At 69.9% G+C, this 15,038-nt stretch carries 12 protein-coding genes and 3 pseudogenes; 5 read left to right on the plus strand and 10 right to left on the minus strand.

Translation table 11 applies throughout. From position 1 onward, the window contains the following. Positions 1-34: 34 nt before the first annotated feature. The 5 genes and pseudogenes from ACWDAG_RS43245 to ACWDAG_RS43265 form a co-directional block, all read right to left on the minus strand. The gene (locus ACWDAG_RS43245) at positions 35-784 is read right to left on the minus strand and encodes a class I SAM-dependent methyltransferase (protein ID WP_450701055.1); all 750 of its coding nucleotides are present in this window, start codon (positions 782-784) and stop codon (positions 35-37) included. Continuing rightward, a complete protein-coding gene (locus ACWDAG_RS43250; protein ID WP_450701056.1) occupies positions 781-1,902 on the minus strand; it encodes an asparagine synthase in 1,122 nt (373 codons plus the stop codon). Before ACWDAG_RS43250 ends, ACWDAG_RS43245 begins: the two co-directional genes overlap by 4 nt. A gap of 100 nt (positions 1,903-2,002) precedes the next feature. After that, the gene (locus ACWDAG_RS43255; protein ID WP_390694771.1) at positions 2,003-2,590 is read right to left on the minus strand and encodes a histidine phosphatase family protein; all 588 of its coding nucleotides are present in this window, start codon (positions 2,588-2,590) and stop codon (positions 2,003-2,005) included. A gap of 121 nt (positions 2,591-2,711) precedes the next feature. Then, positions 2,712-3,476: a MerR family transcriptional regulator gene (locus ACWDAG_RS43260; protein WP_390694772.1), complete on the minus strand. Its 765-nt coding sequence runs from the start codon at positions 3,474-3,476 to the stop codon at positions 2,712-2,714. 897 nt (positions 3,477-4,373) lie between these two features. Beyond that, positions 4,374-4,607, minus strand: a pseudogene (locus ACWDAG_RS43265) (fumarylacetoacetate hydrolase family protein); the annotation flags it as partial. Between the two features lie 648 nt (positions 4,608-5,255). On the opposite strand from ACWDAG_RS43265, the gene ACWDAG_RS43270 reads away from it, so the two are divergent. Further along, positions 5,256-8,105, plus strand: coding sequence for a response regulator (locus tag ACWDAG_RS43270; protein WP_450701057.1), 2,850 nt, complete (start codon positions 5,256-5,258; stop codon positions 8,103-8,105). A gap of 16 nt (positions 8,106-8,121) precedes the next feature. Here the strand turns inward: ACWDAG_RS43270 and ACWDAG_RS43275 are convergent, their stop codons facing one another. From ACWDAG_RS43275 to ACWDAG_RS43290, 4 genes and pseudogenes are all read right to left on the minus strand, one after another. Next, positions 8,122-8,367 (minus strand): hypothetical protein, encoded by a 246-nt coding sequence (locus tag ACWDAG_RS43275; RefSeq protein WP_450701069.1) that lies wholly within the window; start codon positions 8,365-8,367, stop codon positions 8,122-8,124. A 13-nt stretch (positions 8,368-8,380) separates the two neighbouring features. Then, positions 8,381-8,557, minus strand: a pseudogene (locus ACWDAG_RS43280) (barstar family protein); the annotation flags it as partial. A gap of 59 nt (positions 8,558-8,616) precedes the next feature. After that, positions 8,617-9,171: a barstar family protein gene (locus tag ACWDAG_RS43285; RefSeq protein ID WP_450701058.1), complete on the minus strand. Its 555-nt coding sequence runs from the start codon at positions 9,169-9,171 to the stop codon at positions 8,617-8,619. 4 nt (positions 9,172-9,175) lie between these two features. Then, positions 9,176-9,844: a hypothetical protein gene (locus ACWDAG_RS43290; RefSeq protein ID WP_450701059.1), complete on the minus strand. Its 669-nt coding sequence runs from the start codon at positions 9,842-9,844 to the stop codon at positions 9,176-9,178. 347 nt (positions 9,845-10,191) lie between these two features. Between ACWDAG_RS43290 and ACWDAG_RS43295 the strand changes: the two genes are divergently transcribed. Continuing rightward, entirely contained in the window at positions 10,192-10,674 is a 483-nt protein-coding gene (locus ACWDAG_RS43295; RefSeq protein ID WP_450701060.1) for a chromate transporter, read from the plus strand. A 354-nt stretch (positions 10,675-11,028) separates the two neighbouring features. Here ACWDAG_RS43295 and ACWDAG_RS43300 read toward each other — a convergent pair. Beyond that, positions 11,029-12,234: pseudogene (locus ACWDAG_RS43300) on the minus strand (sensor histidine kinase); the annotation flags it as partial. Between the two features lie 47 nt (positions 12,235-12,281). On the opposite strand from ACWDAG_RS43300, the gene ACWDAG_RS43305 reads away from it, so the two are divergent. From ACWDAG_RS43305 to ACWDAG_RS43315, 3 genes are all read left to right on the plus strand, one after another. Continuing rightward, a complete protein-coding gene (locus tag ACWDAG_RS43305) occupies positions 12,282-13,451 on the plus strand; it encodes a CPBP family intramembrane glutamic endopeptidase (protein WP_450701061.1) in 1,170 nt (389 codons plus the stop codon). A 338-nt stretch (positions 13,452-13,789) separates the two neighbouring features. Continuing rightward, positions 13,790-14,005 (plus strand): type II toxin-antitoxin system VapB family antitoxin, encoded by a 216-nt coding sequence (locus tag ACWDAG_RS43310; RefSeq protein WP_102932945.1) that lies wholly within the window; start codon positions 13,790-13,792, stop codon positions 14,003-14,005. Next, on the plus strand, positions 14,002-14,424 hold the full coding sequence (locus tag ACWDAG_RS43315) for a PIN domain-containing protein (RefSeq protein WP_450701062.1): 423 nt from the start codon (positions 14,002-14,004) through the stop codon (positions 14,422-14,424). Before ACWDAG_RS43310 ends, ACWDAG_RS43315 begins: the two co-directional genes overlap by 4 nt. Positions 14,425-15,038: the final 614 nt, after the last annotated feature.

The raw sequence follows: 15,038 nt of genomic DNA on the forward strand, positions 1-15,038 counted from the left end.
AACTCGCCATGCCGCAGCGGCATCGGCCGGAGCCTCACCCCTGATAGCGAGCCACCGTGTAGGCGCCTGGACCCAGGACAGGCAGTTCGCCGGTTTCGTTGACCATCTCAAAGACCTCGAAACCGGCGAGGAGCGCGTGCAGCTCCAGTTCTCGAGGGCCAAGAACACGCCGCCGGATGGCATCGTGGCACTCCTCCCCCGAGTCGAACACCCAGTGCCGGCGCATGGTGTTGATCTGTGTCCGCAGGTCCCACTGGTAGCTGATGGTCACCGTGGCGGCTCCGAGGGGGGTCTCTACGCGGGCCTGTTGAGGGCTTGGAGACTCGATCGGGGCTACCGGGGAGCACAGGACGAGCAGGGTGTCCGGGTGCGCGTGTGCGGCGAAGGTCTGGAACGCTGCCCGGATATCAGCGTTGTCGTGCACGTAGGCGAGCGAGTTGCCCAGGCACACCAGGACGTCGGTGGTGTGCCCGAGTCGGACGGTGCGCATGTCCCCGACCCGGAAGTCGAGTTCGGGGCGGGTGCGGCGTGCGTAGTCGACCAGGCCGGGCTGAAGATCAACGCCGATGCAGTCGAAGTGCTGGGCCAGCAGTTCCAGGTCCCTGCCGGTGCCGCAGCCGAAGTCCAACAGTGTACGGGCTTCGGGGTAGTGCCGGTCGATGAGTTCCCGGCAGAGGCTCGCGCTGTCGCTGTCAGCCTGCGCGTGATCGTACAGCGTGGGGTCCCGGTAGAAGAGGTTCGACGCTTCGAGGCGTTCTGCCTCCACGCTGTCCAGGCTGCTCATGCAAGGCTCCGGAGTCCGACTTCCAGGGCGAGTGTGTCGCACAGCAGGTCGGGCACCACGGGGGCTCGCTCGGCGTGCTCCCGGGCTCGGGCCAGGGCGACGGGATCAACGTAGCCGAGGTCGACCAGCAGTGACTCGCGGAGCATGTCGTCCAGGAGGGGAAGGCCGTAGCTTCGCAGGCCCGACTCCATGACCGCGAGGAAGTTCTCCGGTTCGTTCGGGGCCGCGACGGATTCGGGCAGTCCGGCCTGCCGCAGGCGGTCGCGGAACATCGCCTTGCCCTCCTTGTGCTCGTGGGGCAGTTGTTCCATGAAACGAACCATTCGGGGGTGGACGAGCGGAGCCACCGGCCAGATTCCGAGTCTCAGGTAGGCCGGGTTGTGCAGGCCGAAGGCCATGAGCGTAGGTACTGGGAGCACGGGGATGGGGGCGAGGTTCTCGTCCACCTGGGCCAGGGCCTCGATGGCCTTGTCCCCGAGCCAAGGGATGGGCTCTGCAGCGGGGAGTGCAGCGCCCGTACGGGAGTGGCAGGCATTGACCTCATCCCCGCCACCGCCCGTGAAGACCACCTCGCAACCGTGGGCGGCCACGTGCCCACGCAAGACGTCGAACGCCTCCTGGTAGAAGGCTCCTGCCGGGTCGTGCGGCAATCCGCGGCCCCGTACCCCACCGGGCACGAACGGCGGGTGCTGCATGGCCGGGACGGCGGTGTCCCGCAGTCCCAGGTGATCCACCAGCATGCGACGTCGGTCTTGCTGAAGCCGACCGATCCGGCCGGCCATGAGCAGGCCGAATGTGTGGACGGAGCCGAAGCCGGCTGCGGCAGTGGAGAGAGTCACGTTGCCCGAGTCGGCCCCGCCGGACACCTCGACGCCGACGCAGCTCGCCGTAGAACGCCACCCGGCCGCAACCTCGGTCAGCAGCACATCGAACGCGTCCACCGGGTCAACACCCGGGCGCAGCCTTCGGGGTTCCAGTACGTGCTGGGCGGGCTCGGGGTAGAGGATCGTGAGTCCCGCGGTCGTGAAGACGGCCGTGGCGCGTTCCGTGAGCCGGTACACACCGTCGAAGAGGGTGTCGGCGCTGTAGCGGTGCCGGCGGGTCAAGGTGCGCGCCATGGCCCGGGGATTAAGTCGATCAGGTCCTTCGCCGGGATCGCCGCGGCGCTCATGTGCTAGCGGCGCCTCTCGCAGCAGGCGTGAGGCAGCGGCACCCCCGCTACGGGACGTTCCAGGCGGCGATGAACGGCTGCCCGTCCTCGGTGGCCAGGAAACTGAGCGTGCCCGGATGCGGATGGCCGAGCAGCCGGCTGGCGGAGGCGTCGAGGCCGAGCCAGCGCACCGTGAGCACACGGGCCAGATGACCATGCGCGACGACGGCGACATCGCCGTCCTCCAGCAGCGGCCGGATCCGGTCCAGCACCGCATCCGTGCGCGCTGCCACCTGCTGGAGCAGCTCGCCAGGATGGTCGTCGTCGCCGGGAATGACGCCGTCCCGCCACAGGTCCCAACCCGGCTTCATCTCCTGGATCTGTGCCGCGGTCAGGCCCTCGTAGCCGCCGTAGTCCCACTCCAGCAGATCGGGATCGGGCCGGACGCCGGTCAGGCCCGCCAGCTCGGCCGTCCGCATAGCGCGGCTCAGCGGGCTGCTGAAAACCGCCACCAGAGGGCGTCGTGCCAGCCTCGAAGCGAGCTCCTTCGCCGCGGCCTCGCCCGCGTCAGTCAGCGGAACGTCGGTACGGCCCGCGTGCCGGCCCGACAGGCTCCATTCAGTCTGGCCATGCCTGATCACTATCAGTTCACCCATGGCCGCGCACGATATCTGCTCATGCGACACGGCCGACCACTCCCGCCTTCGCCGCCACCGCCCGCACTCTCATCTGCGACGGCTGACTCGCCAACGGAGATGACCTCTTTGGCACGTGCGGTCAGCTCAGCCGTGCATCGGCGTACACGGTCATCGCATCGCGCTGGTAGACGGCGAGACCTTCGGCGACCTTGTCGAAGTTGGCCCGCATCTGCGGGTCGTCGACATAGGTCTGGCCCACTCCCTTGTACGCGGCCGCAGTCGGGGTCCAGAACCGGCAGATCTGCTGGTAGTTGGCGTCCACCTCGGCCTGTACCGCAGGGTCGGAGACCGGCGTGCCGGCCACCATGAACTCCGCCATACGGATCATCTGCGCCGTCACCTCACGCTGCCAGCGCTCCGTGTCCTCGGAGGTCATCGCCTCGACTGCCTGCCGGGACTGCTCCCACGCCTGCGGCCACCGCTCCCGTACCTCGGCCTCGGCCTCGGAGGGGCCCTGGAACCCCTCGAACAGGTTCTCCGGCTTGTTGATCTTCGTCATCTTCCCGTTGTCCCTACCTTCTTCCAGTTCGACGATGGTGCGCCCGACCGTACGGGCCAGCGTCTCCAGCCGGTCCCGTTCCGCGAGTAGCCGTTGGTGGTGCTCGCGGAGCACGGCCACCTGGTCGAGCCGGCTGTCCAGGACCGCCTGGATCTCGCGCAGCCCCAGGTCCAACTCCCGCATCAGCAGGATCTGCTGCAACCGCAGCAGATCGGCCTCCTCGTAGTAGCGGTGCCCGTTGCTCCCGATCCATGCGGGCGGCAGCAGGCCGATCTCGTCGTAGTGCCGCAGCGTCCGCGATGTCACCTTGGACATCCGCGCCACCTCCGCGATCGACCAGGCCATCCGGTGCCTCCCTCGCCGGGCCGGTCTCTCCGGCCACACACATGACCGTAGAAGTTGCCGCAACGGAAAGCGCAAGGCCGAAACCCCGTTGGACCGACACCAGGGCCCGACCCGTCGGACAGGCCCTACTAGGACGCGTATCGACTTGTGATCAAGGGGATCCCCGAAGCCATCGGCCCGGTCGGCTTCATCCTGCCCCCCACGGCAGGATCACAGCTCTGGGCGGACACCATCCGCGCCACCGACCACCACACCTTGGGAAAGCAGGCCCGCCATCGCGCGCTCAACAGGTCCTGCACGACCGCGGGTGACCGCCATCAGCGTCATCACGAGGGCCCGGTTCGACCAGGGCGACGGGCCGTCCCGGACCTACTACTGCAACGTCCGTCTCGGCAACGGCACCACGCTCACCGTCGAGAACGAAGGGCAGACGGGCAGGAGCGTGCAAGTCACTTACGACCCCCGGGGGAAGACGGACCCGCAGTTCGGCAATCGACCCCGGCACCGGACCCACGCCCGCTGGAGGCATCCCGGGGCCTGCTGGTCCTCGGCTTCGTCCTGATTGCGGGCGTCGTCATCGGCCCGCTCGAGGACACCCCGGCCGACACGGTGCCGCCCCGGGACGCGGTACCCGCCTCCTGAGGCCGCGCGTCTCTGCCCGCGAAGGCGCTCAGGGCACCCGGAGCTGCGGTGTCGCCGTTGGCGAGGTAGGCGATGTGGGACACGCCGTTGCCGCAAGGTCGGGCCTCAGTGCTCGTGCGGTCCGGGCCGGTGGACGGGGCCGGGCACGGCCACAGGAAGCTGGCCCAGGGCATGGTCGCGGTCCAGCAGTCGGAGATGCAGCTGATGACCGACCTGCTGCGACAGCGCGCCTCGCCGTTCTCGACGGCGACGACGGAACGCGTCGCCCTCGGCGGCGACGGCCATCGGGCCCAGCGCGCCGGTCAGGAGGACGTCGCCGGCCCGCAGCGGGTCGCCCAGGCCGGCGAGGGTGGCGGCGAGCCAGAGGGCGGCGGTGAGCGGGCTGCCGAGACAGTCGGCGCCGGTGCCCCGCGAGACGGTCTCGCCGTTCTTCGTCAGGGTCATCGTCACGGCGCGTAGGTCGACCCGGTCCAGGGGGACGGAGGTGCCGCAGGACGATGCGGCCCTTCTCCGCCGCCCACTCGTTCTCGGCCGGCGGGAGCAGCCGGCGCATCAGGATCCGCAGTCGCGTAGGCGCGTCCGCGCCCTCTTCCAGGGTGGCGAGTTCGGTGTCATAGCTGTCGATCATCTCCCCCGACAGCGCGCATCAGCTCCGGCCGCGTCGGAAAGTAATGCGTGACGAGAGTGATGGAGCCGCCCAGTTCCTTCGGCCCGCAGCCCGAACAGGACCAGGCGATTGATCACTGGCACGATTCATGTCGCCAATCAATCCTCGGCCGCCTGACAATTGAGTCGAGCGATTTCAAGGGAGGGCTCGGTTCTTCGATCCAAGGCCGACGGGTCGCTTGATGGCTCTGTGACTGGTTACAAGGCGACAAACGTCCTTCGGGTCGAGTTTGTGAGATATGCCACGCAAGACTGCCACCGCCTTTGTCGGTGCAGGTCAGGGTGCGGGTGGGCTCCGCATTCGGCTTGTGGCGGGACCATGCTTGTTCACGCAGTAGAAACCCGCCTCGTAAATCCTGAGCCGTCCAAGTCCTTCATACGGCCGACCGCGAGCCGACTATGGGTCGACCGTAAGAGAGTGGCAAGAATTCCAGGAAATTTTCGATCATGGTACGGGGGGACGGGGAAAGCGTGACCAAGGTGATCGCAGAGTGTGGGAGTCTGCCCGCCGCCATCACGAGTTTTGTGGGCCGGCGGGAGGAGACCGCTGAGATCCGCCGCCTTCTGTGCGTACGGCGGTTGGTGACGCTCACGGGCATCGGCGGTGTGGGCAAGACACGGCTGGCGCTGGAGGTGGCCGCCTCGTCCCGGGAGGCGTTCGCGGACGGAGTGTGGCTGGTTGACCTCGCCCCGGTGACCGACCCGGCAGCGGTGGCGGCCACGGCGGCGGGCGCGCTACGGGTGCCCGACCTCGGGGCGCTGCCCTTCCTGGACCAGCTCACGGGCTATCTGGCCGGGCGGCGCGCACTGCTGGTGCTGGACAACTGCGAGCACCTGGTCGACGCGTGCGCCGAACTGGCCGGAACCCTCCTGTCAGCAGCTCCCGAGCTGCGCATCCTCGCCACGAGCCGCCACACCCTGGGTGTCACGGGCGAGCATGTCTTCGCCCTCGCGCCGCTCGCGCAGGACGATGCGGTGGAACTGCTGCGGGACCGGGCCGTCGCGGTGCGGGAGCGGTCCCATGAAGACGAGGCAGGCGACGCCGCCCTCGCGCGCCTGTGTGCCGATCTGGACGGGCTCCCGCTGGCGATCGAGCTGGCCGCCTCCCGGCTGCGCACGCTGACCGTCGGCCAGCTGACGGACCGGCTGGAGAACCGCTTCGCCCTGCTCACCGGCGGCTGCCGGACGGCACCGGCTCATCAGCGCACCCTGCGCGGGATGATCGACTGGAGCTACGAGCTGTGCGCCCCGGCCGAGCAGCTGCTGTGGAACCGCCTGACCGTCTTCGCCGGCGGGTTCAGCCTGGAGGCCGCCGAGGCCGTCTGCTCCGGGGACGGCATCGCCGAAGCCGAGGTGCTGGACCTCCTGGACCGGCTCGTCGCCCAGTCGGTCGTCCTGACCTGCGAGGCGAGTGGTCAGCGGCGTTACCGGCTGCTGGCGAGCATCCGGGAGTACGGCCGGGAGCGGCTCGCGGACTCCGACGAGCAGGACGCACTGCGCCGACGCCACCGCGACTTCTATCTGGCCCTCGCCCACCGCATCGACCGGAACTGGTACGGCCCCGGCCAGGAAGAGAACCTGGCCCGGCTGCGCGCGGAGCACCCCAATCTGCTGGCCGCCCTCGACTACGAGGGTGACCCGCGGTCCCGGCTGGCGCTGGTCGCCGCCCTGCGCTGGCACTGGTGCGTCGGCGGTTTCCTCAGCGAGGGGCGCCGCCAGTTCGAGCGGGTGCTCGCCGCCGCACCCGAGCCCGGCCCGGAGCGCGCCCGCGCGCTGCTGGTCGCCGTCTGGGTGGCGCAGACGCAGGGCGACCTCGCGACAGCCGACCGCTGGCTGGACGAGGCCGACGCGCTCGGCGAGTGGCTGGGGGACCCGTGGGTGCGGATCCAGGCGTCGGGCCTGCGCGGGGTGTCCGCGCAGAACCAGGGGCGGCCCAGGGAAAGCATCTGCCGGTACGAGGAGGCCCTGGCCGCCATGACAGCGCTGGGTGACGAGTGCGAGGCGGCATCCTGGCGGCTCGCGCTGGCCTTCAGCCAGGCGTATTTCGGTGACCCTCGGGCCGTACAGACCGGTGCGCGGTTCACCGCCGCCGCCCGGGCGAGCGGGGATCGCTGGGGCCGGGCCCTGGTGCTGATGGCCTTGGGCCACGACGCCTGGGCCCGCGGTGACCGCGAGACGACCGAGACCCTGGTCAGGTCCGCGCTGGACAGCATGCGTGGCTTCAACGACTACGCGATGGTCGGGAGGATGCTGGAACTGCTTGCCTGGGCCACCGCCGCCGGTGGCGCTCATGAGCGGGCCGCCCGGCTGCTCGGCCTGGCGGATGCCCTGTGGCATGACGCCGGCAGCTCGATCAGCGGGTTCGGGCCGCAGCCGGCAGAACAGCACGCGCGGTGCGAGCAAGCTGTCCTCGCTGCGCTGGGGGAGGCGTCGTACCGGAAGGCCTTCGCCGAAGGCGGTCGGCACCACACCCCCGGTGGAGCCGTCGACTTCGCGCTGGCCGCCGACACCGACACGGATCCCGACACCGACACCCCACGCGACGGTGGCACCGATGCCGGCGATATCAGGGAGCCCGAAGCGGGCGCGGTACGGCAACGGCACAAGCCTGCCGCAGCGCCCTCCGAGCCGGTGTCGCCCGACGAAGAACGCTGCTACGACGTGCTGCTTGTCGACGACGACCCGACGGCCAGGGAGAACACCCGGCTCGTCCTTGAGGAGCGCGGCTACCGGGTGCGTACCGCCGCTGACGGTCTGATGGGGCTCACCCTGTTCCGTCAGCAGACCCCGGACGTCGCCGTGCTCGCCGAGCGGCTGCCCGGCCTGGACGGGATGAGCCTGGCCGGGCGGATCCACGAGGAGTCCGCGGTGCCCGTTCTGCTCCTCGCGGACCGCGACGACCCGGCGGACGTGGTCAGGGGCCTGGAGGCGGGCGCCGACGACTGCCTGGCCAAACCCTTCGACGGAACGGTCCTGCTCGCCCGCGTGCGCGCCCTGCTGCGACGCACGGCCCCCGCGGGCCGACGGCGCGACACTCGTGCGAGCCGGTTCGGGGACCTGGTGTACTGCCCGGTGTCACTGGAGGTGTACAAGGACGGGCAACCCATCCACCTGACCACCACCGAGCTGAAGCTGCTGCGGGAGTTCGCGGCTTCGCCCGGCACCGTCCTCACCCGGGACCTGCTCCTGGAGCGGGTCTGGGGTTGCGCCTGGTCCGGCGACACGCACGTCGTGGACGTCCAGGTGATGCGGCTGCGCGCCAAGATCGGCCGCGACCGCATCGAAACGGTCCGCGGTTTCGGCTACAAGCTGCGCGCCTGAGCCGAGGGGGCGGCCGTCAGCAGCCTCCCGCCGCCATGCGCCGCTCCAGGTGGGACAGCCGGTCAGGCGTGTCGTCCAGGACGAGCAGCAGGCGTGGTTCGCCGCCGCCGTCCTCGGCGATGTCGCCGAGGATGGACACGAGGGGGGCCAGGGCGTTGTCCGGCTCGTCGGCGAGGAGGTCGCCGGTCTCCCGGACGATGACTGTCAGCGGCGCGGTCGGCCTCCCGATCGTGGCGGCTGCGCTGGGCGCCGCTCGCGACACGGGTGTCCCGGAGGCAGTCGTAGAAGGCGTCCCAGCTGTGCCCGAAGTGCTCCGGAAGCTGGGCACGGCGGGCTCGTTCGATGAACAGGCCCTGCCTGGGACGGCAACGGAGCCGCGCACCTCCTGCCGCACGGGAACGTCGGCGGCCACCTCGGCCAATAGCCTCGATCGACAACCTCGCCAAGCGCATCACGGACGAGACCACACCTGCATGGCGAGGTACCTATTGGGGCATACGGGGCGATCTGTCTAAAACGAATGCCCTCTCAGAAGCGGTGGGTAGCCTGCTTCCGTCATACGTTCGGTCACCCGAGACAAACGGTCCGGAGTTCCGTCCAGGAGCAGTGACAACGTGGGCCTTGAGCTGTCTTCACCGGCGGTTTGGCCCAGGATGTTCAGAAAGACCCACAGTGCGCTCGCGGGCTCGTCCGCGAGGAGCTCGTCCGCCTCCTGGACGATCACCGCCAGTGGCGCGCTTTCCCCCTCCGAGGAGGCACTCTCGGCGGACGCTCTCGCCACCGCTTCACCGAGACAGTCGCTGAAGGCGTCCCAGTTCCGGCCGAAATAGTCCGGGAAGCCGAGTTCGGTCGCCCATTCGGCGAAAAGGTCCCGGCTGGTACGGCAACGGGAGCCGCGCACGGTACCCAGTGCCGTGATGTCGGCTGCCGCCTGCGTCAACGGGCGGAGCCAGGCAGTCTTGGAGGTCAATCCGATCGTCCCCTTCATTTCCTTCATGACCACCGGGGTGGTGTCACGGACGGATTCACCTGTCTGTGACACCACCCCGACCCGGTCGGCTTCCACGTGCCTAGTAGTGGCCCAGGTAGTAGAACGTCTGGTAGTGGTCGAACGTGGCGTAGACGTTGCCGGTCCTCGTGTTGCGCACGAGCCGCCTCGCGTTACGCGGCGCACCCGCATAGCCGTAGTAGTCGATGTCGTACTCCACGTAGGGAGAGTTCCCATTGACCGCCGAGCTCTGCCAAGCGTCGTTGCTCGAGACGCCATGGTTGCGTTCGGCCTGGGTGACCAGTCCGCCGTTGTCGTGGAACGTGCCGCCGTAGTAGATGAACTGGTCACGCCCTACGCCGGGCTCGTAGAACGCGTACCAGTTACGGCCCCAGAACGCGTCGGGCCATCCACCTCCCGGCTGCGCATCGATGCGGTGGTACCACGACCAGCCGGACCTGACACTCGCCGCGTTGAAGTCGACGTGGTTGTTGGCCCACCACGTCGCCGCTTCGTTCGCGTCGTCCCAGTCCACCTGCTGCACGCCGGCGGGCGCGCCGGCGTAGCAGGCTGCCGGGCATTGGGCCGACGGCGGCTGCGCGAACGCGGCGCCGGACTCGGCAACCGTGCCGCCCAGGAGGGCGAGCGCGATGCCCGCGACGGTCAGGATCCGGCGGCGGCCCCGGAGCCGGGGGCGCTTCGTACGGCGTTCCGCGTCGGACGCGGACACCGTGTCAAGAGAGGGGGACAAGACGTCTCCTTCGCTAGTTCCGGTGTTTCACCCGGGGGCCGTTCGCCCCGGTGCCATCAAGAAACCGGTCGTGCGTAGCAGTGGCCTCTCAGCCGGCTCACAGCTGTCCGACAGACGGAAATGACACCCGGCTGTGACAAAGTCCTCCCGCGTGGCCACCGGTGAACGCACGGTCCGGACCGCTCGCGGTCGGTGAACACGGCGTACTGAGGTCAGCGCACGCAGTCGGCAGTATTCGGTGAGGCAGCCGACGAGTGGCGCATGGCGGGCCAGGCCATCCCGGTGACGGGCGCCGGCCGAACGAGGACACCGGATCGAACGCGACCCGCAGGCCGCGGAAAACGAACATGGTCACCGCCGTCCACGCCCACTACGCGGGCCTCAAAGCGGTGCAGGCACTCGGGACGCTGGTCTCCATCGGCCTGTTCTTCCTCAAGAGGCGCCCTGGTCTTGGCTCCGGCCTGGCCGTCGTCCCCCTGCTGCCCGACGGCGTGGTCGCCCAGCACCACTGGCTGGCCCAGGCACGGTTCCTGGACGCCGTGGCGATGGGGCTGATCACCCCCGGCCGGTCGTCATCACCGCCGCCTCATCGGCTACCTCGTCGGCGGCGCCACCGGCGCACTCATCGCCACCGTCGCCATCTTTGTCCCATCTACCTCGGCGTCGTCGTCCGCGGCCGCTGGTTACGCCATCGCGACAACCCCCAGCTCAAGGCTTTCGGCACAGGCGCCACCGCCGCCATAGCCCTCCTCGCCCTGCTGTGGCGATTCAAGCGCCCCGAGCCGTACATCGTCGGCGCCGCCGAAGCCCTGGGTCTGCTGTTGCACTGACTGGCCGCACGAGCCCAGCTCGTAATGCGCGTGGACGGCGGACCCTGGCAGCGGGCACAGCTCGCGAAGGTGCCATCGGTGGACACCTGGCGGCAGTGGAGCTGGCCGTGGCAGGCGAAGCCCGGCAAGCACCAGCTGCAGGTCCGCGCCATCGACGAGACCGGCAAGGTGCAGACACGAACGGAGCACGAGCCGCTTCCCGACGGAGCGACCGGCTGGCACACGATCGACGTCACCGTGGACCGAGCGGTGTCCTGAGAGGCTCCGAGGACAGATGGAGGCTGCACCCCAGGCGGCCACCGTCCCGCCCGCACCCTCGGCCGGCCCCCATGGCCCCGTGACGTCGGGCAGCGTGGCCCGAACCCGCCAGCCCCCGCGGGGTGCGGGGCCGACCGTCAGTTCCCCGCCCACGGCCTCGGCCCGCTCCTTCATCCCCGCGACGCCGCGTCCCGACCCCAGACCGGCCACGCTGCCGACGCCGTCCGGCGCCGACCCGCGCGGGGGAGCGTTGTCGACGCTGAGCTCCAGGACACCCTCCCCGCGCAGGACGCTGACGCGCACGGCGGAGCCCGGGGCGTGCCGCAGGGCGTTCGTCAAAGCCTCGCGGACAATCCCGTGGACCGCCTCGGCCGCCGGACCGGCCAGGTCGTCAGGGAGAACCGCGTCGATCGGGCGCCCCAACCGGCCGAATCCGGCGATGAGTTCCTCGATGCGCGCCGTCATCGGGCGCGGGTCCGGACGGTCGACGTCGTGCAGCAGACCGACGAGCCGTTGCAGCGCCGTCAGGGTCTCGGTGCCGGTGCGCTCGGCGAACGACAGCGCCTCGGCCGTCAACTCGGGCCTGCTGTCGCCGAGTCTGCGCGCGGCGTCGGCCGTGATGACGACGGACGTCAGGTGATGGGCGCTCACGTCGTGCAGTTCGCGGGCCAGCCGCCGCCGTTCGGTGTCGCCCGCACGCCGCCGGGTCTCCTGCGCGCCGGCCAGCCGACGGGTCGCGAGGAGCCGCCCCTTGAGCCACTGCCGCCGGGCCTCACCGAGTCCCGCGCAGACGATGTACAGGAGCGCGCCCAGCGTCCACTCCGCGGCGAGCTGGGGCCGGACCCCGAGGTGGATGAGAGACAGGAGCCACTCGACGCCCACGGCTGCGGCGAGCGCGCGCAGGGTGACAGGCACGGGGCAGCGGACCGCGACCGAATACAGCGCGACCGGCGCGCCCAACCCGAAGTAGCCGTCCTGCCAAGCCAGTTGGCCCAGCAGGTCCGCGCCCACGGACCACGCCAGGGCCCGGACGGGTGCCTGGCGTCGACGGCCCAGCGCGGCCGTCTCCGCCACCACCACGCCCAGGACGGCGACCAGCGCGGCCGCCCCGGGCGGCTCCGCGCCGGCCAAGCCGGCTCCGGGCCACAGCCAGGCGATCTGTCCGGCCGCGAGCAGTACGGGGAGCAGCCAGTTGCGTAGCGTCGTCTCCATATCGGCACGAGCGTAGGACCGGGTGCTGCGGCGCGGCACCGGTCCCAGGCACGAGGTCGCTCTCCACCCTCCGGCAGAGACGCCGTTCATGCCCGCGGCCGATGTGGGGGCACGGGCCCGCGAAAGAGGCTTGTCGCATGACGAATCCGCTCGCCGCCCCGATGCCCGCGCTCCTGCCCGAAGCGTCCCCCGAACTGCTCCCCTACCACCGCATGGCCCGCGTCTCAGCACGTCACCGATGGTGGCGGCCGGTGCTGGGCACCGGGTTCGTGGTCGTGGCGGTCCTGCTCGTGACCGTACTGCTCTACGGCCTCGGCTCGGCCCTGGGAGCGGCCATGGGATACCCCGAAGCTCCGGACGGAACCGTCGAGTTCGGCCCCGTCCCGGGCACCGCCCTCGACCTGCTGGTGATCGCCTCCACCCTGCCCGTCGTCCTGCTTGCGGTGCGCTGGATCGGCCGCCGCCCGGCGGGCACGGTCTCGTCCGTGACGGGCGGACTGCGCCGGCGCTGGCTGGGCCTGTGCGTGCTGGTGGCCCTCCCGGTCCTCGCCGTGACCACCGGGGCCATGCTCCTGCTGCCCACGGACGACGCCCCGCCGTCGCGGTGGGCGGGCTGGGAGGTCTTCGGCCCGGCCCTCGCCATGCTGGTCGTCCTGGTGCCGCTGCAGGCGGCCGCCGAGGAGTACGTCTTCCGCGGCTGGCTCACGCAGGCGGTCGGCGGCTTCCTTCGCTCTCCCTGGTGGGCGCTCGTACCCCAGGCCGTCCTGTTCGCCGCCGCCCACGGCTGGGGCACCCCGTGGGGCTTCGCCGACCTGGCCGTGTTCGCGGTGGTCGCGGGCTGGCTCACCGTACGCACCGGTGGGCTGGAGGCGGCGATCGGACTGCACGCCGTGAACAACCTCCTGGCCTTCGGCGTCTCGGCAGCCGTCGTCGACGGCCTCAAGAACGACGAAACCGCCGCGGACGCTTCCTGGCAGGTCGTGGTCCTCGACCTGGCAGGCATCGCCCTGTACACGGCGGCCGTCCTCTGGCTGACGCGCCGCCACACGCCGACCCACACCGCCCCCGCGCCGGCACCGGTCCCGCCGCAGCTGCCCTTTTCCGCCGCGTATCCCCAGGTCCCCGCCGCTTACACCCCTCTCCCCTGCGGCCCGGCCCCGGTTCCGCGCACGGAACGCACGGTCGCGCCAGACCTCTCCCTGGGGACAGCTCCCTGTGCTCCTCCACCCGGTGTCGCCGACCGGACTGGGCGCGCGGACTCCGACCTTGCGCACGTCCGACCTACTTCCAAGTTGCCGAACGAGTGACAGTAGGTGCTTGGTCTTCGACCTGGTGCCGGTCGACGGCGCCGCATCGAATCAGCCTCGCCCACCGCTGACACCTCCGACCGGGCCTGCTCGCCTGGCCCTCGCTGGCCGGATGCCCAGCTTCAGAGGAGTGTCGGACAGTGACCCGCTCAAGGGCTCCGGCACCCCGCAGGTCATGCGACGGACCCGGACCGGCGGAGAAGCCCAGCCCAACATCTCGGCCCAGACTCCGACCGCCAGAGCAGGAGCGTGCGTACTGGGCGAGCACGCACCGATCGACTGGTCACATAGATCGAGATATATTGGATGGCACTATTGATATCCATGGAGGTGCATTCATGAGCCGAACCGTGATCGACCTGGACGATCAGCTGGTCGCGGACGTGGCCAAGGCCCTCGGTACCAGCACCAAGAAGGAGACGGTGAACACCGCGCTGCGCGAGGTGCTGGAGAACCGGCGGCGGGCGCTGGCTCTGACCCGTCTACGTGCCTCGGCGGAAGAGGGCGCCTTCGACCTCGGCCTCTTCGAGGACAAGGGAAACTACCGCCGGTGAACGCCGCGCAATACCTGATCGACACCAGCGCGCTCGCCCGACTGCTTCGCGGCGACGCCGAGCAGTACGGATGGGACCAGGCAGCAGCAGCCGGGCTCATCGCCACTTGCCCCATCACCGAGCTGGAGTTCTTCTACAGTGCGCGTTCCCCTGCCGACCGCGCACAAGGCATCGAAGACATACGCCTGCTCTTCGGCTGGGTGCCGGTGGACGACCGCGCCTACGACCGAGCCTGGCGGGTCCAGGAGCTTCTCACCCACCACGGACAGCACCGCAGCGCCGGGGCCGTCGATTTGGTGGTGGCCGCCACGGCCGAGTTGCAGGGGCTCACCCTCCTGCACCGCGACCGGGACTTCGAGTGCATCGCCGCAGTCACGGGCCAGGCACTCCAGTGGTACGGCCCTGAAGCCGGCAAGTGAGGCATGTGTAGGCGGGACGCTTCGCCGGATGGCTCTGCACTCGCGAAGCGCTCCGCGAGCTGGACATGCGAGTCAGCCGGGCCGAGAGCGGACCCCGTTCACTCCGGCGCTCGGCCCGCCGCGCTTCAAAGCCGTGCCCATAACGTGCCCGTAGGAGCGGACAACCACGGTCAACAGCGGTGCCTCCCCGTTCTCGCGAGGCGACCGCTCCACCACATAAGCGCAGGTCAACGACCACATGGCCTTCCAAGCGCCGTCGCTTCCCAAGCTGAGAGCGCGAGTTCGATTCTCGTCACCCGCTCCAGAATGAAACCCCAGGTCAGCGGCCTGGGGTTTGTTTGTTGTCTAAGCCAATTTGGGGGTGGCGTGCCCTCTGCATGTCCTAAGTGCAGGTCAGACCCACTTCCTCCGACTCTCCATCGCCGATCCGTCGAGACGACTGCAGCCTAAGTTAAGTTTGCAGCGGACTGTAATATTGCGAGAGGGTGTAATTTCGCAGTAGCCTTGGCGCCATGGTGAAGCAAGGTCTGCGGGAGCGTGGCAAGGCAAGGCGCAGCGAGGCGGTCATCCGGGCGGCCTTCGAGTTGTTCGCCGAGCAGGGCTACGACGCCACG

It is taken from the genome of Streptomyces sp. NPDC001157 (assembly GCF_053598255.1).

Excerpts from the sequence above, each read along its gene's own strand:
- ACWDAG_RS43255 (WP_390694771.1), bottom strand. The coding sequence starts at position 2,590 with ATGGGTGAACTGATAGTGATCAGGCATGGCCAGACTGAATGGAGCCTG.
- ACWDAG_RS43245 (WP_450701055.1), bottom strand. The coding sequence starts at position 784 with ATGAGCAGCCTGGACAGCGTGGAGGCAGAACGCCTCGAAGCGTCGAAC.
- ACWDAG_RS43260 (WP_390694772.1), bottom strand. The coding sequence starts at position 3,476 with ATGGCCTGGTCGATCGCGGAGGTGGCGCGGATGTCCAAGGTGACATCG.
- ACWDAG_RS43305 (WP_450701061.1), top strand. The coding sequence starts at position 12,282 with ATGACGAATCCGCTCGCCGCCCCGATGCCCGCGCTCCTGCCCGAAGCG.
- ACWDAG_RS43310 (WP_102932945.1), top strand. The coding sequence starts at position 13,790 with ATGAGCCGAACCGTGATCGACCTGGACGATCAGCTGGTCGCGGACGTG.
- ACWDAG_RS43250 (WP_450701056.1), bottom strand. The coding sequence starts at position 1,902 with ATGGCGCGCACCTTGACCCGCCGGCACCGCTACAGCGCCGACACCCTC.
- ACWDAG_RS43295 (WP_450701060.1), top strand. The coding sequence starts at position 10,192 with ATGGTCACCGCCGTCCACGCCCACTACGCGGGCCTCAAAGCGGTGCAG.